Source organism: Pseudomonas sp. IT-196MI5 (assembly GCF_949767415.1).
GTDB lineage: Bacteria > Pseudomonadota > Gammaproteobacteria > Pseudomonadales > Pseudomonadaceae > Aquipseudomonas.
Window position 1 is genome coordinate 283,132 of the sequence record NZ_CATKPZ010000055.1, and the last position, 18,564, is coordinate 301,695.

Sequence of the window (18,564 nt, forward strand, 5' to 3'; positions counted from 1 at the left end):
CATGCGCCCCCTGATGCTCGATTTTCAGCCGCGGCGCCGTTCAGGCCCCTTGGGCTGGAGCCTGCTGGCCAGTGGCGTGGTACTGACCCTGACCTGCGCCCTGGTGCAACAGCATCTGAGCAACGAGGCCGAACAACAGCAGGGCCACCTGCAAACCACTCAGCGGGTGCTCACCGGCGATACCGGCAGCAAGCTCAGCCTGACTCCGGCGCAAATTCGCGAGCAGGCGCAGAACCTGGCGGAAATGCGCAAGGTCTCCCAGCAGTTGCGCCGTCCCTGGGAGCGTTTGTTCGCCACCCTCGAAGCCATGCCGCGGGACAACATTGCCCTGCTGACCCTGACCCCGGACGCCCGCAAAGGCCAGCTGCGGATCAGCGCCGAGGCACTGGACCTGGACGCCATGCTCGATTTCCACCGCCGACTCGAAGCCAGCGACGAGTTGTCCGACGTGTCGCTGCTGAGCCACGAAATTGTCGCCAACGTGCCGGAGCACCCGGTGCAGTTCAACCTGTCGGCTACCTGGGAGATCGGCGATGCAAATCCATAAACTGATCGTCCACGAATACCTGCAAGGCCTGGGCGTTCCGGGGCTGGCAGGGTTGGCCATGCTGGCGTTGGCGCTGAGCTATGGCCTGGTCGGGTTGCTGCCGGACTGGGAGTCGCTGCAAAGCCTCAGCCAGCAGACTCGCGAGGCTACCGAATATCTGGCCAAGGTCGAAGACGGCACCGTGGCTGCGCCAGTGGTGCCGCAGCGTCAGCTCGACGATTTCCGCAGCAAGTTGCCGTCCCAGCCTCAGGCCACCGTGGCCATCGACAAAATCTATGCCCTGGCTGCCCAGGAACGCATCACCTTGTCTCGGGGTGAATACTCCCTGGGCGTGGACCCCAAGACACACCTGGCCCGTTATCAGATTCTGCTGCCGGTACGTGGCAGCTATCCGCAACTGCGGCGCTTCCTGCACGCCTTGCTCGGCCAGTTGCCGGCGGTGGTACTGGAGGATGTGGAGTTTCAGCGCAAGAAAATCGCCGATACCGAACTGACCGGGCGGATCCGCATGACCCTTTACCTGTCGAGGTCATGATGAATACCAAACGAGTGGCGGGTTGGGTGGTGTTCTTCGCTGTAGCGGCAGCGCTGGCCTGGTTCCCCGAGTACTTCAAACAGGCTGACGACAGTGACCCTGTGGTGGCCACCGTGGCCACGCCAGCCAAGGGCAAGGCCCCTGGCGCATCGGCGGCTGCATCGAGCGCCGCGCCGCAAGTGCCGATCCAGGACCTGAGCCCGGCAGGCGATTTGTTCGCCGCCCGCAGCTGGAAAGCGGAGCCGGCCCCCGGCACCGTCACTGAACAACCGGTCGTCGCGGCGCCGGTAGTGCAAGTCCCCACTGCACCGCCGTTGCCCTTCCAGTTTGTCGGCAGGCTGGATGACCGTTCCGATCTGCAGGTGTTTTTGCAGAGCGGCGAAAAGATATACGTCGTGCGCAAAGGGGATGTGATCGACAAAACCTGGCGGATCGAGCGAATTTCCGATTTGGAGCTGAGCCTGGTTTACCTGCCGCTGCATGTATCGCAGACCTTGTCTGTGGGGAGTACGGAATGAACAAATCCCGTTTGCTGATGAGCCTGTGTCTCTGCGCTGGGCTGGCCGCATGCAGTACCGCGCAGGTCGCCAGGGATGAAGCTTCGGCCCTGATCGAATCGGGCCAGTACGAAGCCGGTCTGGCGCGCATCGAAGAGGGATTGCGGGAGAACCCTCGCGATACCGAACTGCACATGGCTCTCAACAGCGGACGGGCTCTCGCCGTGAAGGCGCTGCTGGCCCAGGCCGACATGGACCGCACCCAGCGTAATTTCGCCGGAGCCCGCATGACTTACAGCCGGGTCTTGAACATTGAACCGAACAACCGCCGAGCCCAGGATGCACTGCGCCAGCTGGACTACCTGCGCAGCATGGACGAGAAACTTGAACTGGCCCGTGGAGACCTGCGTCGCGGTGACATCTACGGTGCCGACCGCCAGGTCAAACAGATTCTCGAACTGGACCCGAAGAACGACGGCGCCCTGGAACTGCAAGACAGCATCCGCCTGGTGCAGAGCCGCAACGTGGTGCAGTACCCGCAGCTGCGTACACGCCTGGACCGGCCGGTGACCCTGGAATTTCGCGACGCCAACCTCAAAACCATTTTCGAAGTGCTGTCACAGGTCGCCGGCCTGAACTTCATCTTCGACAAGGACCTGCGCCCGGACATGAAAGCCACCATCTTCGTCCGTGAGGTTCGTATCGAAGACGCCGTGGAGCTGTTGCTGCAACAGAACCAGCTGCATCAGAAAGTGGTGAATGAAAACACCTTGCTGATCTACCCGGACTCGCCACAGAAGATCAAGGATTATCAGGAGCTGGTGATGCGCACCTTCTACCTGACCAGCATCGATGCCAATACGGCGCTGAACATGATCAAGACCATGCTCAAGACCCGCGACGTGTTCGTTGACGAGCGCCTCAATACCCTGACCATGCGCGATACCGGTGACGCGGTGCGCATGGCGGAAAAGCTCCTGCAATCGCAGGATCAGTCCAACCCGGAAGTGGTGCTGGAAGTGGAAGTGATGGAAGTCGCCCGCCAACGCATTCTCGACCTTGGCCTGCAATGGCCCAACACCTTCGGTGTGGTCAACACCGACGGCTCGCCAGTGACCATTCTCGATCAACTCAAAGGCATCAACTCCGGCCGGATTACCATCTCGCCATCACCGCAGGCCCAGATCAACGCCCAGGACAAAGACGTCAACACCCTCGCCAGCCCGGTGATCCGGGTGAGTAACCGCGAACAGGCGCGTATCCACATCGGTCAGCGCGTGCCAATCATCAGCGCCACCTCGGTGCCTTCGACCCAGGGTCCGGTGATCACTGAAAGCGTGACCTACCTCGACGTCGGTCTCAAGCTCGAAGTGCAACCCATCGTGCACCTGAACAACGAAGTGGCGATCAAGATCGCGCTGGAGGTCAGTAACGCCACGCCGCTGACGCCAACCGCTCAGGGCACCATTCCGGTCCAGGTCGATACCCGCAACGCCCAGACCACCTTGCGTCTGCATGACGGCGAAACCCAGATCCTCGCCGGGCTGGTGCGCAACGACCACGGCGCCACCGGCAACAAGATCCCGGGCCTTGGCGACATTCCCGGCCTGGGTCGCCTGTTCGGCAGCAACAAGGACGACGTCAGCAAGTCCGAACTGGTGCTGTCGATCACCCCGCGGATCGTGCGCAACCTGCCGTACCAGAGCCCGTCGGACATGGAGTTCCCGACCGGTACCGAAACCAGCATGCACATCCAGGCACCGGACCGCTCGATGAGCGCGACGGTTCAGACCGGCCCCATGAGCGCACCGATCGCCACCACCGTTACTGTTGGGAAGCCTTGATCATGAACACCTCACATCGCGGTTTCAGCCTGATCGAAGTCGTGGTGACACTCGCCCTGGTCAGCCTGCTGGCCGGCATGGCCGCACCGCTGACCGAGACGGTGGTGCGCCGGGGCAAAGAGCAGGAACTGCGGACGGCGCTGTACCAGATCCGCGATGGCATCGATGCCTACAAACGTGCCTTCGACGCCGGTTACATCGAGAAGTCGCTCGACAGCAACGGCTACCCGCCGAACCTGAAAGTGCTGGTCGATGGAGTGCGTGACGTGCGCAGCGCCAAGGGTGCCAAGTTCTACTTCCTGCGGCGCATCCCCCGTGACCCGCTGGCAACCGTCAAGCGTGACGACGAGGGCGGCTGGGGCCTGCGTTCCTATGACAGTTCCGCTGAGAACCCGCGGGAGGGCCAGGACGTCTTTGACGTTTACTCCAAGGCCCGGGGAAAGGGGCTCAACGGTATCGCCTACCGAGAGTGGTGAGCCTATGCGTCGGCAAAAGGGTTTTACCCTCATTGAACTGATGGTGGTCATGGCAATCATCGCGACCCTGATGACGATCGCCTTGCCACGCTACTTCAACAGCCTGGAGGCCTCCAAAGAGACCACCTTGCACCAGAGCCTGTCGTCCATGCGCGAGGCGCTGGATCACTACTATGGAGACACCGGGCGTTATCCGGATTCCATCGAACAGCTGGTCGAACTGCGCTACCTGCGAAGCCAGCCGCTGGACCCGATTTCCGAGCGCAAGGACACCTGGGTCATCGTCGCGCCACCGGATGGCGTGGCGGGCGGGGTAGCCGATATCAAGAGTGGGGCCAGCGGGAGGGCGCGAGATGGCAGCCTTTATTCCGAGTGGTAAGCCATCGGGTCAGGATGGTTTTACCTACCTGGGTGTGCTGTTTCTGATCGTCGTGATGGGCCTGGGCCTGGCCAGTGCCGGCGAGCTGTGGGCTACCGCTGCGCGCCGCGACCGCGAAAACCAGTTGCTCTGGGTCGGTACGCAATATGCCCAGGCGCTACGCAGCTATTACCGCAGTTCGCCCGGTGTGGCCCAGTACCCGAAAGAACTGGCGGACCTGTTGCAGGACGAGCGTTTTCCGGAGGCCAGGCACCATATCCGGCGGTTGTACCCGGAGCCGATGACAGGTGGCGAATGGGAGCTGATACGCGGTATCGACGGACGGATCAGCGGTGTGTACTGCCCGTCCACGGAGAAGCCGCTCAAGCAGGTGAATTTTCCCAGCGAGTGGTCGGACTTCAACGGCATGGCCAGCTACAAGGACTGGCAGTTCGTGGCCGAGAAAGTCTCCCTCGAAGATACCGGCGGGCCGCCGAAAGACCCGTCCACCACGCCTCAGGCATTGCAGCCTTGAACCGTGGGAGCGAGCGTGCCCGCGAAGGCGGCCTGCCAGCCAACCAATCTCTCACAGACAAACGCTGATCCACTGTGGGAGCGGGCCTGCCCGCGAAGGCGACCTGCCAGCCAACCAATCTCCCACAGACATACGCTGATCCACTGTAGGAGCGGGCTTGCCCGCGAAGGCGGCCAGCCAGCCAACCAATCTCTCACAGACATACGCTGATCCACTGTGGGAGCGGGCTTGCCCGCGAAGGCGGCCTGCCAGCCAACCAATCTCTCACAGACATACGCTGATCCACTGTGGGAGCGAGCTTGCTCGCGATAGCGGTGGGACAGTCAACTTCCATGCTGAATGTGATGCCGCCATCGCGAGCAAGCTCGCTCCCACAGGGGATATGCAGTGTTCTGACAGCCCTGTTTAAAAGCCGTCAGCCTCTATTCCTGAAAGCCACACCACCTTGCGTCGTTGCCTACAACTACGCCAGAATCCGCCGGCTTGTGCGTCTTGTACCCGGTCTTTATCGTTTCCCTGTCGCTGCAAATTCAGCGGCCGGGTTTAGCGATCCGACCAGGTATAAGCGCAACAAAGCTCCAGTCTCTATTGCATGTATTCATGAGTTTGCAATTTTCGACATGGTGGCTGTGCGCGGGAGACCTTCGGGTCTGCCGGGTCTTATACCTCCCGGTTCGCTAACCTGCGTACAGCTGCCACCCTTACTTGTTTAGCGACGGGTTCTGGTGGTTTCACCAGGTATAAAGGAGTTCCGCCATGTTCAAACCCACCCCCAATCCCCCAAAAGATCCGGTTCCACCACACAAACCCAGCACGATGTTTGCGATCGCCCCCGACATCAACACCGAAACGCTATTGGCCCACGCCTGCGAATCCCTGGCCTCGGCCAGCATCATGGCCAGTGACCTCGCTGGGTTTCTGCAAAGCCCTCATCGCAACTCACTGCTGGGCATCGCGCAGATCATCATGTTGGGTGAGCTGGCGGTGAATCGGGCGCTGGATAATCTCGATCCGCAGGAATAACCCGGTAGAGGCAACAACAAATAAACCTGTGGGAGCGAGCTTGCTCGCGATGGCAGCATCACATTCAGCATGGATGTCGACTGACCCACCGCAATCGCGAGCAAGCTCGCTCCCACAGGGATCTGTGTCGATGGGCCGTTCTCGGTCCACACAGGAAACAGAGCACGTACATTCAATTTTTCCTCCTCCTTCCCCGGCACTATCGAATCCAGTCCCGGCGCATCGACGCCGGTGGTTTTTCATTAGTGCGGGTAGGCCATGGACGCTTCGCGACGCGATGATCGGGCGCAAGACTGGGGGCTGCTGTTCCTGCGGGTCAGTGGCGGGTTGTTCCTGTTGTGGGTGCACGGCTTGCCCAAGCTGCTGCACTACAGTGCCGAGTTGCAAAACATCGAAGACCCTTTCCACCTGGGCGCGAACCTGACGCTGGTGCTGGCGATTTTCGCCGAGGTCGTGTGCCCGCTGCTGATCGTCGGCGGGTTGCTGGCGCGTCTGGCGTGTTTGCCTATTCTGTTTGTGCTGTGGGTGTCGATGTTGATCGTGCATCCGCAGTGGACCCTCTTCGAAGGCCAGTTCGGCTGGCTGTTGCTGATTGTCTTCACCAGCATTTTCATCGCCGGGCCGGGACGGCTGGCGCTCAATGTCCGTTTCGCCGGAGCCTTGCGTTATGTCTGAATCCAATCGCCGTGAGCCGGCAAGTCCCGGGCCTGATGAGGTGGTGACCCTGATCGTCAAACACCGGGTCAAGGCCGGTTTCGAAGTGCCGTATGAAGCCTGGCTGCGCAACATCGTCAAGGTGGCCGCACAGAACGTCGGGCACCTGGGTGTGGATGTGGTACGCGGCAAGCACGCCGGTCTCGACACCTACACCTGCGTGTTGCGCTTTTGCTCGACCGAAGCGATGCAGAACTGGCTCGATTCACCGCAACGCCAGGAATTGGTCGACGAAGCCGCGCCGATGCTCGCCGATGGCGACCAGACCGAAGTCAATCCGGTCAACGAGTTCTGGTTCTCGCCCCAGGCCGAAGCCGGTACGCCACCGCCGCGCTGGAAGCAGGCCGTGGTGACGCTGCTGGTGATCCTGCCGCACACCTTGCTGGTGCCGCTGCTCTGGGGGCCGCTGTTGCAGCTCAACGCCTTGCTCTCCAATTACGTGGTGGCCACGTTCCTGATCACCCTGACCATCGTACTGTCGGTGGTTTACATCTTCATGCCCATGGCGACGCGTCTGTTTGCGCCCTGGCTGTCTCCCGCTACTTTGCACGAGGAACCGTGATGAACGCCGATCTGATTCTGTTCAATGGTCAATTCCACACCGTTGACCGCGAAAAACCGCTCGCCAGCGCCGTGGCGATCAGCGAGGGTCGTTTTGTCGTGGTCGGCAGCGATGCCCAGGCCATGGCCCTGCGTGGTTCGAACACCCAGGTGATCGACCTCAAGGGCCGTTGTGTGATTCCCGGGCTCAACGACTCGCACTTGCACCTGATCCGTGGTGGCTTGAACTACAACCTGGAACTGCGCTGGGAAGGTGTGCCGTCCCTGGCCGATGCCTTGCGCATGCTCAAGGATCAGGCTGACCGTACGCCGACGCCGCAGTGGGTGCGGGTGGTCGGTGGCTGGAACGAATTCCAGTTCGCTGAAAAACGCATGCCGACCCTGGCCGAGCTCAACCAGGCGGCACCGGATACGCCGGTGTTCGTATTGCACCTGTACGACCGCGCCTTGCTCAACCGCGCCGCGTTGCGCGTAGCCGGTTACACCCGCGACACGCCGAACCCGCCGGGTGGCGAGATCGTGCGAGACGCCAATGGCGAGCCGACCGGCATGCTGGTGGCGCGGCCGAACGCGATGATTCTGTACTCGACGCTGGCCAAGGGGCCGAAGCTGCCGCTGGAGTATCAGGTCAACTCGACCCGCCAGTTCATGCGTGAACTCAATCGCCTGGGCCTGACCAGTGCCATCGATGCCGGCGGCGGTTTCCAGAACTACCCGGACGATTACCAGGTGATCGAGCAGTTGGCGAAGGATGAGCAACTGACCGTGCGCATCGCCTACAACCTGTTCACCCAGAAGCCCAAGGAAGAGTTGACTGACTTCAAGAACTGGACCGGCAGCGTGAAGCTGCATCAGGGCGACGATTTCCTGCGGCACAACGGTGCCGGGGAAATGCTGGTGTTCTCGGCGGCGGACTTCGAAGACTTCCTCGAACCGCGCCCGGACCTGCCGCAAACCATGGAAGCCGAACTGGAGCCGGTGGTGCGCCACCTCGTCGAGCAACGCTGGCCGTTCCGTTTGCACGCCACCTATAACGAATCCATCAGCCGCATGCTCGACGTGTTCGAGAAGGTCAACCGCGACATTCCGTTCAACGGCTTGCCGTGGTTTTTCGACCACGCCGAAACCATCACCCCACAGAACATCGAGCGGGTGAGGGCGCTGGGTGGCGGCATTGCGATCCAGGATCGCATGGCGTTCCAGGGTGAGTATTTCGTCGAGCGTTACGGCGCGAAAGCAGCCGAAGCCACGCCACCGATCAAACGCATGCTGGCCGAGGGCGTACCGGTCGGTGCCGGTACCGACGCCACGCGGGTGTCGAGCTACAACCCGTGGACTTCGCTGTACTGGATGGTCAGTGGCCGCACCGTCGGCGGCATGGAGCTGCACGCCGAAGGCCTTTCACGCCTGACGGCGCTGGAACTGTTCACCCACGGCAGCGCCTGGTTCTCGTCGGAGCAAGGCAAAAAAGGCCAGATCAAGGTCGGGCAATTGGCCGACGTCGCGGCCCTCAGCGCCGATTTCTTCAGCGTCGATGAAGAGGCGATCAAGTGGATCGAGTCGGTGCTGACCGTGGTCGGCGGCAAGGTGGTGTACGGCGCCGGTGACTTCGAGAAGCTCGGACCGGCCAGCGTACCGGTACTGCCGGACTGGTCGCCGGTGGTGAAGGTGCCGGGCCACTGGCGCCCGACGTCGCCGATGCAGGCCCAGGTTCACCATTGCAGCGGGCCGTGCGCGGTGCATTCCCACAGCCATGAACGGGCGCGCCTGTCGAACGCGCCGGTCAGCGATTTCGCCGGTTTCTGGGGCGCCTTTGGCTGCTCGTGTTTTGCCTTCTGACCCATTTAAAAAAGCGCCGGCCCAACAGGTCGGCGTTGACTGCGACAACCATCCACCAAGGAGTTTCCAATGAGCAACGTTCCGTACAAACGCCTGAACAAAGACGATGCCGTGGTATTGCTGGTCGACCACCAGACCGGTCTGATCTCGCTGGTACAGGATTTCTCGCCCAACGAGTTCAAGAACAACGTGCTGGCCCTGGGTGACATCGCCAAGTTCTTCAAATTGCCGACCATCCTCACCACCAGTTTCGACAGCGGTCCGAACGGTCCGATCGTGCCGGAGCTCAAGGCGCAGTTCCCGGACGCTCCGTTCATTGCACGCCCGGGCCAGATCAACGCCTGGGATAACGAAGACTTCGTCAAGGCGGTCAAGGCCACCGGTCGCAAGCAACTGATCATCGCCGGTGTGGTGACCGACGTCTGCGTGGCGTTCCCGACCCTGTCGGCCATTGCCGAAGGCTTTGAAGTGTTTGTGGTGACCGACGCTTCCGGCACCTTCAACACCACCGTGCAACAAGCGGCCTGGGCACGCATGTCGGCTGCCGGTGCGCACCTGCTGAACTGGTTCGCCGTGGCCTGCGAGCTGCAAGGCGACTGGCGCAACGACATGGAAGGCCTGGCCAACCTGCTGTCTGAGCGCCTGCCGAACTATCGCAACCTGATCAACAGCTACACCAAATTTACCGCCCAATAAGACCAGTCAGTCGCTCCCACAAGGGATCCAGGCTGTTCACAGTCTTTGTGAATGACACAGATCCAGTGTGGGAGCGACGGTGCTGCTCATGATGAAGGCGACGCGGTTTGCCGCGTCACCGGTTCAAGGCGTGACGATATTGAACTGCGGCGCGAAGGTATCGAGGCTGCTCATCAACTCCCCAAGCTTCTTGCCATTGCCTTGCAACTTGATCAGGCCTTTCTGGATCGCCGTCGGGATATCCAGTTGCTTGAGGCTGATCTGTTCCAGGGTGGCCTTGGTCATGTTTACACTGGCGTCCGCCTGAGGATTGAGCCCGGCACGGTGGGTCAGCACACCATTGCGCAGGGTCAGGTTGAAGTCCTTGTTCTGATCTTCGAAGGTCCAGTTCAGGGTCAGGTCATGGCCTACAGCCTTTTCACTGTCCAGTCGAACCGCCAGGAAGTCGAAGAACATCTGCGGGCTCATCGCCCGCACCATGTCCACCGATACCGTACTGCTCGCTTGGGGTGGCACGCCGTTGCGCAGTTCCATGGCGCCGGTCAGGTACATGTTGCGCCAGGTGGCGTTTTCACTTTGATAGCCCATCTGCTCCAGCGCCTGGGCCTGGGCTTTGCGCGCATCGCCGTTGTCCGGGTTGGCGAACAGCAACTGATTGCCCAGTTGCGCGGCCCAGCGGTATTCACCCTTGGCCATTGCCGCCTGCATTTTCCCCAACACGGCCGCGTCGCCGCCCATGGCTTCGACCGAACGCTTGGCCGTTTCTACCGGTGGCAGTGGATTGAGGTTGGCCGGGTTGCCGTCATAGAAACCCATGTAGCGCTGATACACCGCCCGGGTGTTGAAACTCAGAGAGCCGTAGTAGCCACGGGTGTACCACTTCTGGTCGAGGGTGCCGGGCAGTTTCTTGATCGAATCGGCGATTTCCAGCGACGTCAGGCCCTGATTCAGCAAGTGCAGGGTGCGGTCGTTGAGGAAGGCGTACATGTCGCGCTGGTCGGCGAGGAAGGTGCGGATGCGCTCGCCGCCCCAGGTCGGCCAGTTGTGCTGGGCGAACAACACATCGCTCTTGTCACCGTAACGCGCCAGGCTGCCGTCCAGGTACTCGGCCCAGGCCTTGGCGTCACGCACCTGGGCGCCGCGGGGGGTGAGGATGTTGTGCATCATTTGCGTGGCGTTTTCCGCCATGCACAAGGCGCGCAACTGCGGCAGGTACAGGTTCATCTCCGCCGGCGCTTCGGTGCCCGGGGTCAACTGGAACTCCACGTCGAGGCCGGCGATGGTGCGGGTTTCCAGTTCCTTGTCGATCAGGTCGGTGGGCGGGATCAAGGTGACGGTGCCGCCGCTCGGCGTGCTCTTGCCCAGGCCGGCATCGACCTGGCCTTTTTCGCCACGGGGCAGCAGGCTGCCGAACTGGAACTGCGCGCGGCGACTCATGGCGTTGCCGGCGTAGACGTTCTCGCTCATCACGTGTTCCATGAACCCGGCTGGGGCGAACACCTTGACCTTGCCGGCCTTGACGTCGGCCTCGTCAATGACCCCGCGCACGCCACCGAAGTGGTCGACGTGGGTGTGGCTGTAGATCACCGCCACCACCGGTTTGTGCGGACGGTTCTGGTAGTACAGGTCCAGTGCTGCCCTGGCGGTTTCGGCCATGGTCAGCGGGTCGATGATGATCAGGCCGTCATCACCTTCGATGATGGTCATGTTGGCCAGATCGAGGCCGCGAACCTGATACAGCCGTGGGCTGACTTCGAACAGTCCGGCATGGGCGCTGAGCTGGGCCAGGCGCCACAGGCTCGGGTTGACCGACTCCGGGGCCTGATCCTTGCTGAGAAAGTCATAGGCCTGGATATCCCAGATGACCTTGCCCGAGGCGTCCTTGACCTGGCCCTTGAACGGCGCGATCAGGCCCTTGGTGACCGACTCGTAGTCGGTGCGGTCGGTGAAGGGCAGTTGTTGCAGCACGGCGGCGTTACTGGCCGAGGTTTGCGGGCTGGCCGCGACCGGTGCGTCCGCGGCGACCACCGATTGCGCAAGGCAGGCAGTGATCAGACAAGCGAGCAGCCCACGAGGGCTCAAGATGAAACGAGGCATGGTGTCTCCGTTTTTTATCGTTATGGTCAGACCAGCTTCGAGGGTAGGGCGAGGGTCGGCCAGGACGATGAGCGTCAGCGGACAAAAACCATTCAGGGCCGCTATCCTTGGGCCACACATACCCAACAGGTTGACCCATGCTTGAAGTCCATGGCGTTTTCAAAAGCTACGCCACCCCGCAGGGGCCGCTGCCGGTGCTGCAAGGCGTCGACCTGACGCTCAGGCCTGGCAGCAGTCTGGCGCTGATGGGCGAGTCGGGCAGTGGCAAGAGCACCTTGCTGCACCTGATCGCCGGGCTGGACAGGATCGATCGCGGCAGCATTCGCAGTGGCGAGCATCGTCTGGAGCAAATGAATGAAGGGCAACTGGCGAACTGGCGCCGCACGGAAATCGGCCTGGTGTTCCAGCAGTTCAACCTGATCGGCAGCCTGCGGGTCGAAGACAACCTGGCGATTCAGGCGCGTCTGGCGGGGCGCCATGACCCACACTGGCAGGCGCATCTGGTGCAGCGCCTGGGCTTGGGCGAGCTGTTGCGGCGCTACCCGGAGCAACTGTCCGGCGGCCAGCAGCAACGGGTCGCGCTGGGGCGGGCGTTGGCGTCGCGCCCGCAACTGCTGCTGGCCGACGAGCCCACCGGCAGCCTCGATGAAACCACCGCCGCCGAGGTGTTGCAGTTGCTGCTGGAGTTGCTCGACGACAGCCCCACCAGCCTGTTGATGGTCACTCACAGTCCCGGCGTGGCGGCGCGGCTGGCGGAAAAAGCGCTGCTGTGCGGTGGTCGTCTTGCCGGTGTGGGGGCGCGCTGACATGCGCATTTTTGGCGAAACCCTGCGCGCTCTGCTCAGCCACTGGCGGCAGCACCCGGTGCAGTTTTTCAGTGTGCTGACCGGGTTGTGGCTGGCCACCAGCCTGCTGACCGGCGTCCAGGCACTCAACAGCCAGGCCCGCGACAGCTATGCCCGCGCCAGTCAGTTGATCGGCGGCGAACCTCAGGCCAGTCTCGGTGCACCCGGTGGCGGCACGTTCACGCAGCAATGGTTTATCGATCTGCGCCGAGCGGGGTGGCCGGTGTCACCGGTACTGCAAGGGCGAGTCATGCTCAAAGGCCATGAAGAGCCGCGCTTGCAGTTGATGGGCATCGAGCCGGTGTCGCTGCCGGCGGGCGCGGCGGTGGCCGGGCAGGCCATGGCGATTGAGCAGGTGGTCGATTTTTTCAGCCCGCCGGGCACTACCTGGATATCGTCGCAAACCTTGCAGGAACTGGGTTTGCGTGAGGGTGACCGGCCCTTGACCCTGGCTGGCGCGGCACTGCCGCCGTTGCATGTGCAGGCCGATATGGCACCTGGTGTGCTGCTGGTGGACATCGGTTTTGCCCAGCAGATTCTGGGGTTGCCGGATCAGTTGTCGCGTCTGCTGTTGCCGAAGGACTTCACTGCGCCGCTGCCGGACTCGCTCAAGGGGCAGCTGCAACTCAAGAGCGCCGGTGAAGAAAACAACCTGGCGCGCCTGACCGAAAGCTTTCACCTGAACCTCGATGCCCTGGGGGTGCTGTCGTTCGTGGTCGGCCTGTTTATCGTGCACGCCGCCATCGGGCTGGCGCTGGAGCAACGCCGAGGCTTGCTGCGGACCCTGCGTGCCTGCGGCGTGAGTGCGCGGATGCTGATCGCATGTCTCGCCGTCGAATTGGGTGGGCTGGCCCTGATCGGCGGTGTAGCCGGGGTGCTCAGCGGCTACCTGCTGGCCGGTGTGCTGTTGCCCGATGTCGCTGCCAGCCTGCGTGGCTTGTACGGCGCCGAAGTGGCGGGGCAGTTGAGCCTCAGCCTGTCGTGGTGGTTCAGCGGTATCGGCTTGAGCCTGATCGGCGCGTTGCTGGCCGGTGCCAGCAGCCTGTTGCGGGCGGCGCGCTTGCCCTTGCTGGCGCTGGCCGACCCGCAAGCCTGGCATCAGGCCCATGCCCGCTGGTTGCGACGCCAGGGCGGGGTGGCGGCAATGGCCGGGGCGATCGCGTTGCTGGCGCTGATTTTCGGTGACAGCCTGGTCATTGGCTTCGTGTTGATGGCGGCGCTGTTGATCGGTGCGGCACTGGCACTGCCGGTGGTGCTCAGTTCGCTGCTCAGTCTCGGTTCGCAGCGCAGTCGCTCGGTGCTCGGCCAGTGGTTTGTCGCCGATTGTCGCCAGCAACTGCCGGCCCTGAGCCTGGCGTTGATGGCGCTGCTGCTGGCCATGGCGGCGAATATCGGTGCCGGCAGCATGACGGCAGGCTTTCGCCAGACTTTCAGCGACTGGCTCGAACAACGGCTGACGGCCGAGCTTTACCTCAACCCACAGAGCCCGGCCCAAGCCAGGGAGCTGCACAGCTGGCTCAACCAGCAGCCGCAACTGGCGGCAGTGCTGCCCAACTGGCAGGTGTCGATCCAGTTGCAGGGCTGGCCGACGGACCTGTCCGGGATCATTGACCATCCGACCTATCGCCAGCACTGGCCGTTGCTCGAAGCCTTGGGCGACAACCCTTGGGAGCGACTGGCCAAGGACGATGCGGTGATGCTCAGCGAACAACTGGCCCGGCGCCTGCACGTGCAGCTCGGCGATTACCTGACGCTGCCGGCGCCAACCGGCCCGTGGTCGCCGCGGATCGTCGGGATCTACGCCGACTACGGCAATCCCAAGGGCCACATTCTGGTCAATATCAATCACCTGCTGCACGGCTGGCCGCAATTGGCACCGAGCCGCTTCAACCTGCGCATCTTGCCTGCGTCGATCCCGGCGTTCGTCGCAGCGCTGCAGGCGCGTTTTACCCTCGACGACAGCCGCATCGTCGATCAGGCGCGGCTCAAGGGTTGGTCCACGCAAGTTTTCGAACGCACTTTCGCCGCCACCGCCGCGCTCAATAGCCTGACGCTGTGCGTGGCCGGGGTGGCGTTGTTCATCAGTCTGTTGACCCAAAGCCAGAGCCGTCTCGGGCAATTGGCGCCACTGTGGGCACTGGGGGTGACACGTCGGCATTTGATGTTGCTCAACCTCGGGCAAACCTGGTTGCTGGCGCTGCTGACCCTGGTGCTGGCGTTGCCGCTGGGCATCGCCCTGGCGTGGTGCCTGGACACGGTGATCAACGTGCAGGCCTTTGGCTGGCGCCTGCCGTTGCGGGTGTTTCCATGGCAACTGTTGCAATTGATGGGGCTGGCGCTGGTGGCGACGCTGCTGGCCTCGGCCTGGCCGTTGTACCGTTTGTACCGCACGCAACCGGCGGACCTGCTGCGGACGTTTGCCCATGAAGATTAAAGCCTGCGTGTTGCTCCTGGCGCTGCTGGCCAGCGGTTGCGATCAACCGGCACCGGTAGAAAAGGGTTTTGCCGGGCTGGGCAACCAGGCGGCTGCGTTCACCAAGGTAGTGCCCGGTCGGGTGTTCAGTTTCCCGGCGGATCACGGCCCGCACGACGGCTTTCGCATTGAATGGTGGTATGTCACAGCCAATCTGAAGGACGATCAGGGGCATGAGTTCGGCGCGCAATGGACGTTGTTCCGCAGTGCCTTGAAAGCCACCCCCGAGGTGGCGGGTTGGCAGAATCAGACGATCTGGCTCGGTCATGCGGCGGTGACGTCGGCGACGGTGCATCACGCGGCTGAACGCTATGCCCGTGGCGGCGTCGGTCAGGCCGGTGTCAGCCTCACGCCGTTCAATGCGTGGATCGACGACTGGCAGTTGCGCAGTCAGGCGACTGCCGACGATCCGTTAGCCGACCTGCAGCTCAGTGCTCGTGACCGGCGTTTCAGCTACCGGCTGCGGTTGACCTCGACAGGTCCGCTGGTGCTTCAGGGGGATAAGGGATTCAGCCAGAAATCCGAGCAGGGCCAGGCCTCGTATTACTACAGCCAGCCGTTTTTCCAGGCCAGCGGCACGCTGGACATCGACGGCCAGACCTTTCAGGTCAGTGGCCCGGCCTGGCTTGACCGCGAATGGAGCAGCCAGCCCCTGACAGGCAATCAGACCGGTTGGGACTGGTTCTCCCTGCACCTGGACAGCGGCGAGCAGGTGATGCTGTATCGCATGCGGCAAAAGGACGGCGAGCCTTACCTCATTGGCACCTGGATCGACGCCCGGGGCCAGGCACAATTGCTGCACGCCAGCGACATCAGCCTCACGCCACAAGACACCGCCCGCGTGGCAGGGCGCGAGATGCCTGTGCGCTGGTCGATCAAGATCCCCGCCAGGCATCTCGATATCGCCATCACCGCGCTCAACCCCCAGGCCTGGATGGACTTGCGCATTCCGTATTGGGAAGGCCCGGTGCGTCTCAGTGGCAGCCATGCAGGAAGCGGATATCTGGAAATGACCGGGTACTAGGGGGCGTTTGCATAAGGAAAATCACCGTTCCGGCGCGACCATTCGCCGAACAGCGTCTATGCTCTGCGCACACATGGCGTTGAACCCGGTTTCAACGCCGTTTGTTGCCATCAATCACAGGGAATGTTCTGCCTATGAAACGCCACGCACTGACCAAAGCCATCACCCTCGCAACCTTGCTGTCTGCCGCCAGTTTTGGCGCAGTTGCCGCCGATATTCCGCTGTCCGAAGTCGTAGTGGCCGATCAAGTCTCCACCAAAGTCGTTTCGGTTGATGCCGCGAACCATTCCGTGGTTCTAAAAGGCCCGCAGGGTAACGAGTTCCCGGTGCAGTTGACCGACAAGGCGAAAAACCTCAATAACCTCAAGGTCGGCGATACGGTGGACATCACGGTCACCAGCGCCGTTGCAGCCTACCTCGACACCGATATCGACAAAGGCCTGCCCGGCACCGCCGAAGCCATTGGCGAAATTCGCGCAGCGCCAGGCAGCGCCAACCCGGGTGGCGAAGCTTACCGCCAGGTGAAAGTGCAGCTGAAAATCACCCACATTGACGTGAAGAAAAACCAGGTGACCTTCGAAAACCCGGAAGGCCAGTCCAAGACCGTCGACGTCAAACGACCTGAGGTCCAGGCCAAACTCAAGGACTTGAAAGTCGGGCAAAGCGTGAACGTGGTTTATACCGATGTATTGACGGTGACCAGCCAGCGCTAATATTGGCTCTAAACGGGTTGATTGTTTTTGTGCGGGTTTTGTACAGGAATAATCAACTCGTATGGCCGAACTGGTGAGTTTGTGGCTCGGTGCGGGATAGGATTTAAGTCGACATTTTATTACATATAATGTCGATAAATTTCATCTTTACCCCACCGACATATTTAGCCACCTCTACTAAAATACTTTCCGTTCGCCCAGTGCAAGGCTCTTTACCAGTGCATGGATTGCCGAGGCCAGTGCACTGGGCGAACACTTTTTTTGCTGTTTTGAAAGTTTCGGATATAAAAAAAAACGGGCGACCAACAGGTCGCCCGTTTTTTTATTGAGCGGTAAGAGGTCGTTCAGTCATGTTTTTTATTGACTTGAACGACATCGGCCAACGCCGCGAAACACTGCTCGATCGAACGCCGCTGGCTGTCGGCATACAGCTGCAGTTCATCGATCGTCGACCGCCCCAGAGCCTGTTCGAAGGCTTGCTGGTTGGCGTGCACGCCGTAACGGGTCTGCGCCGCATCCCCAAGGTTCGACTGGAAAATCCCCGCCGCGCTGACCGGCAGGAAGTCTTCGTACACCAGCGGTTCAACCCGCAGGTAACCGCTGCCGAGCAGGTCTTCCAGGGCGGCGTTTGTCAGGTCACCCGCCGCCAGGCCTTGTTCCGTCACGAAGTAGCGGAAGTAAGCCAGGCCCTGTTGGCGCATGCCTTCCCAGGTGTCAGGGAATTCGCTGAAGTGCTGCGCCATGAGCGCGTTGTAACGCGCGGCGTTGGCTTCGTTGGGGAAGTCCTTGAGTTCGTCCCGCGCGGCATTGAGCAAGCGGTCGTACAGTGCCCGGCCTTTGGGCGTTAGGGCGGCACCGCGCTGTTCGATTTCGCCGAAACGGGCGCTGTGACTGCCGCGAGCCTCGCTTTGATCGGTGAAGGCAATCGGCTCGTCCAGGGCCTTGAAACTGGTCTGGCGCAACAGGATCGGGCATTGGCGGCGAGGCGGGCCTTCGATCACCGCCTTGGGGGTGATGCCATGGGCCGGCATTTGCGCCTGGACGATGTCGATGTCCAGGGTCCGTGGTGTCAGGTGATTGATGTGCGGGCCCTTGAACGCCACCACGTCTGCAATCAGACGATGCTGGGCGCTGAGTTGTCGATACTGCTCGGCAGTGACGGTGGCGCTATGGTGCCAGCGAAACGTTTCCAGGGCCTGTTCGACGAATTCCAGGGCTTCCTGCTCGGTCAGGCCACCCCGGGATTCGGCACGTTCGATGAGGGAGAGGGCCGTGGGGGTGAAGATCGCGCGCTGGTCGAGCATCGACTGGGCGAACGCTCGCAGCTCCAGGTCTTCGATCAATTCCAGGCGCAACAGCGAGGTGAATACCCGGAACGGGCTGACCTGCAACGATGCTTCATGCACCGCGCGAAAAGCCGTGGAGTGCACCGGCACGCCGGCGGGTGTCAGGTCGTAGTAACCCACCGGTTGCATGCCCATGACCGCGAACAGGCGGGCGAGGGTCGCCAGCTCAGCGGCCGTACCGACGCGGATCGCCCCATGACGTTCCAGGTCCAGGCGCTCGATTTCGCCGGTGCTCGTGAGCTGTCGTGCGACCTGTGGATCGCTGTCCAGTACGTGACGGTTGGTCCGCTCCACCAGCTCCATCAATGCGCCGTACAACGGCACTTCCTCGCGATACATGTCGGACATCGCTTTGGAGAAGCGTTGGCGGATCAGGTCTGGGCTGACGAAGTTCGGGTGGTTCATGAACAGGATTCCTGGCGCGGTGACGTAAAGGATGGA

Annotated in this window: 18 protein-coding genes; 16 read left to right on the forward strand and 2 right to left on the reverse strand. The window is 62.0% G+C overall.

Translation table 11 applies throughout. The features are described from left to right. Position 1 precedes the first annotated feature (1 nt). The 12 genes from ACM6IK_RS24000 (at position 2) to ycaC (ending at position 9,625) form a co-directional block, all read left to right on the forward strand. Positions 2-547, forward strand: a complete 546-nt coding sequence (locus ACM6IK_RS24000; protein WP_414876299.1) for a PilN domain-containing protein — start codon at positions 2-4, stop codon at positions 545-547. Then, positions 534-1,082: a pilus assembly protein PilO gene (locus ACM6IK_RS24005; protein WP_414876300.1), complete on the forward strand. Its 549-nt coding sequence runs from the start codon at positions 534-536 to the stop codon at positions 1,080-1,082. The genes ACM6IK_RS24000 and ACM6IK_RS24005 overlap by 14 nt, the downstream gene beginning before the upstream one ends. After that, positions 1,082-1,600 carry a hypothetical protein gene (locus ACM6IK_RS24010; protein WP_414876301.1) on the forward strand — a complete coding sequence of 173 codons (519 nt, stop codon included), beginning with the start codon at positions 1,082-1,084 and terminating at the stop codon, positions 1,598-1,600. The genes ACM6IK_RS24005 and ACM6IK_RS24010 overlap by 1 nt, the downstream gene beginning before the upstream one ends. Further along, on the forward strand, positions 1,597-3,423 hold the full coding sequence (locus tag ACM6IK_RS24015; RefSeq protein ID WP_414876302.1) for a secretin N-terminal domain-containing protein: 1,827 nt from the start codon (positions 1,597-1,599) through the stop codon (positions 3,421-3,423). Before ACM6IK_RS24010 ends, ACM6IK_RS24015 begins: the two co-directional genes overlap by 4 nt. 2 nt (positions 3,424-3,425) lie before the next feature. Continuing rightward, positions 3,426-3,899, forward strand: coding sequence for a type II secretion system protein (locus ACM6IK_RS24020; protein WP_414876303.1), 474 nt, complete (start codon positions 3,426-3,428; stop codon positions 3,897-3,899). A 4-nt stretch (positions 3,900-3,903) separates the two neighbouring features. Further along, positions 3,904-4,278: a type II secretion system protein gene (locus ACM6IK_RS24025; protein WP_414876304.1), complete on the forward strand. Its 375-nt coding sequence runs from the start codon at positions 3,904-3,906 to the stop codon at positions 4,276-4,278. After that, complete coding sequence (locus ACM6IK_RS24030; RefSeq protein WP_414876305.1) at positions 4,253-4,792, forward strand: type II secretion system protein; 540 nt, start codon at positions 4,253-4,255, stop codon at positions 4,790-4,792. Before ACM6IK_RS24025 ends, ACM6IK_RS24030 begins: the two co-directional genes overlap by 26 nt. Before the next feature lie 756 nt (positions 4,793-5,548). Next, complete coding sequence (locus tag ACM6IK_RS24035; RefSeq protein WP_414876306.1) at positions 5,549-5,815, forward strand: DUF6124 family protein; 267 nt, start codon at positions 5,549-5,551, stop codon at positions 5,813-5,815. A gap of 258 nt (positions 5,816-6,073) precedes the next feature. Further along, positions 6,074-6,490, forward strand: a complete 417-nt coding sequence (locus ACM6IK_RS24040) for a DoxX family protein (RefSeq protein ID WP_218432098.1) — start codon at positions 6,074-6,076, stop codon at positions 6,488-6,490. Next, on the forward strand, positions 6,483-7,091 hold the full coding sequence (locus ACM6IK_RS24045) for an antibiotic biosynthesis monooxygenase (protein ID WP_414876307.1): 609 nt from the start codon (positions 6,483-6,485) through the stop codon (positions 7,089-7,091). The genes ACM6IK_RS24040 and ACM6IK_RS24045 overlap by 8 nt, the downstream gene beginning before the upstream one ends. Beyond that, positions 7,091-8,929 (forward strand): amidohydrolase, encoded by a 1,839-nt coding sequence (locus tag ACM6IK_RS24050; RefSeq protein ID WP_414876308.1) that lies wholly within the window; start codon positions 7,091-7,093, stop codon positions 8,927-8,929. The genes ACM6IK_RS24045 and ACM6IK_RS24050 overlap by 1 nt, the downstream gene beginning before the upstream one ends. A 69-nt stretch (positions 8,930-8,998) precedes the next feature. Beyond that, complete coding sequence (ycaC, locus tag ACM6IK_RS24055) at positions 8,999-9,625, forward strand: isochorismate family cysteine hydrolase YcaC (RefSeq protein ID WP_414876309.1); 627 nt, start codon at positions 8,999-9,001, stop codon at positions 9,623-9,625. Positions 9,626-9,748: 123 nt separating this feature from the next. Here ycaC and ACM6IK_RS24060 read toward each other — a convergent pair whose 3' ends face one another. Further along, on the reverse strand, positions 9,749-11,722 hold the full coding sequence (locus tag ACM6IK_RS24060) for an alkyl/aryl-sulfatase (RefSeq protein WP_414876310.1): 1,974 nt from the start codon (positions 11,720-11,722) through the stop codon (positions 9,749-9,751). Positions 11,723-11,859: 137 nt separating this feature from the next. Here ACM6IK_RS24060 and ACM6IK_RS24065 point away from each other — a divergent pair, with 137 nt between their 5' ends. The 4 genes from ACM6IK_RS24065 to ACM6IK_RS24080 all read left to right on the forward strand — a co-directional run bounded on the left by ACM6IK_RS24065 (position 11,860) and on the right by ACM6IK_RS24080 (position 16,777). Further along, positions 11,860-12,528, forward strand: coding sequence for an ABC transporter ATP-binding protein (locus tag ACM6IK_RS24065; RefSeq protein WP_414876311.1), 669 nt, complete (start codon positions 11,860-11,862; stop codon positions 12,526-12,528). Between the two features lies 1 nt (position 12,529). Further along, the gene (locus ACM6IK_RS24070; protein ID WP_414876312.1) at positions 12,530-15,001 is read left to right on the forward strand and encodes an ABC transporter permease; all 2,472 of its coding nucleotides are present in this window, start codon (positions 12,530-12,532) and stop codon (positions 14,999-15,001) included. Beyond that, the gene (locus ACM6IK_RS24075) at positions 14,991-16,064 is read left to right on the forward strand and encodes a lipocalin-like domain-containing protein (protein WP_414876313.1); all 1,074 of its coding nucleotides are present in this window, start codon (positions 14,991-14,993) and stop codon (positions 16,062-16,064) included. Before ACM6IK_RS24070 ends, ACM6IK_RS24075 begins: the two co-directional genes overlap by 11 nt. 134 nt (positions 16,065-16,198) lie before the next feature. Beyond that, on the forward strand, positions 16,199-16,777 hold the full coding sequence (locus ACM6IK_RS24080; protein ID WP_414876314.1) for a hypothetical protein: 579 nt from the start codon (positions 16,199-16,201) through the stop codon (positions 16,775-16,777). Between the two features lie 344 nt (positions 16,778-17,121). On the opposite strand, the gene ACM6IK_RS24085 is transcribed toward ACM6IK_RS24080, so the two are convergent. Then, positions 17,122-18,528: a VOC family protein gene (locus ACM6IK_RS24085; RefSeq protein WP_414876315.1), complete on the reverse strand. Its 1,407-nt coding sequence runs from the start codon at positions 18,526-18,528 to the stop codon at positions 17,122-17,124. Positions 18,529-18,564: the final 36 nt, after the last annotated feature.

What these genes read in the sequence shown, in the direction of transcription:
- ACM6IK_RS24000 (WP_414876299.1), top strand. Translation starts at nt 2, where the DNA reads ATGCGCCCCCTGATGCTCGATTTTCAGCCGCGGCGCCGTTCAGGCCCC.
- ACM6IK_RS24005 (WP_414876300.1), top strand. Translation starts at nt 534, where the DNA reads ATGCAAATCCATAAACTGATCGTCCACGAATACCTGCAAGGCCTGGGC.
- ACM6IK_RS24010 (WP_414876301.1), top strand. Translation starts at nt 1,082, where the DNA reads ATGAATACCAAACGAGTGGCGGGTTGGGTGGTGTTCTTCGCTGTAGCG.
- ACM6IK_RS24015 (WP_414876302.1), top strand. Translation starts at nt 1,597, where the DNA reads ATGAACAAATCCCGTTTGCTGATGAGCCTGTGTCTCTGCGCTGGGCTG.
- ACM6IK_RS24020 (WP_414876303.1), top strand. Translation starts at nt 3,426, where the DNA reads ATGAACACCTCACATCGCGGTTTCAGCCTGATCGAAGTCGTGGTGACA.
- ACM6IK_RS24025 (WP_414876304.1), top strand. Translation starts at nt 3,904, where the DNA reads ATGCGTCGGCAAAAGGGTTTTACCCTCATTGAACTGATGGTGGTCATG.
- ACM6IK_RS24030 (WP_414876305.1), top strand. Translation starts at nt 4,253, where the DNA reads ATGGCAGCCTTTATTCCGAGTGGTAAGCCATCGGGTCAGGATGGTTTT.
- ACM6IK_RS24035 (WP_414876306.1), top strand. Translation starts at nt 5,549, where the DNA reads ATGTTCAAACCCACCCCCAATCCCCCAAAAGATCCGGTTCCACCACAC.
- ACM6IK_RS24040 (WP_218432098.1), top strand. Translation starts at nt 6,074, where the DNA reads ATGGACGCTTCGCGACGCGATGATCGGGCGCAAGACTGGGGGCTGCTG.
- ACM6IK_RS24045 (WP_414876307.1), top strand. Translation starts at nt 6,483, where the DNA reads ATGTCTGAATCCAATCGCCGTGAGCCGGCAAGTCCCGGGCCTGATGAG.
- ACM6IK_RS24050 (WP_414876308.1), top strand. Translation starts at nt 7,091, where the DNA reads ATGAACGCCGATCTGATTCTGTTCAATGGTCAATTCCACACCGTTGAC.
- ycaC (WP_414876309.1), top strand. Translation starts at nt 8,999, where the DNA reads ATGAGCAACGTTCCGTACAAACGCCTGAACAAAGACGATGCCGTGGTA.
- ACM6IK_RS24060 (WP_414876310.1), bottom strand. Translation starts at nt 11,722, where the DNA reads ATGCCTCGTTTCATCTTGAGCCCTCGTGGGCTGCTCGCTTGTCTGATC.
- ACM6IK_RS24065 (WP_414876311.1), top strand. Translation starts at nt 11,860, where the DNA reads ATGCTTGAAGTCCATGGCGTTTTCAAAAGCTACGCCACCCCGCAGGGG.
- ACM6IK_RS24070 (WP_414876312.1), top strand. Translation starts at nt 12,530, where the DNA reads ATGCGCATTTTTGGCGAAACCCTGCGCGCTCTGCTCAGCCACTGGCGG.
- ACM6IK_RS24075 (WP_414876313.1), top strand. Translation starts at nt 14,991, where the DNA reads ATGAAGATTAAAGCCTGCGTGTTGCTCCTGGCGCTGCTGGCCAGCGGT.
- ACM6IK_RS24080 (WP_414876314.1), top strand. Translation starts at nt 16,199, where the DNA reads ATGAAACGCCACGCACTGACCAAAGCCATCACCCTCGCAACCTTGCTG.
- ACM6IK_RS24085 (WP_414876315.1), bottom strand. Translation starts at nt 18,528, where the DNA reads ATGAACCACCCGAACTTCGTCAGCCCAGACCTGATCCGCCAACGCTTC.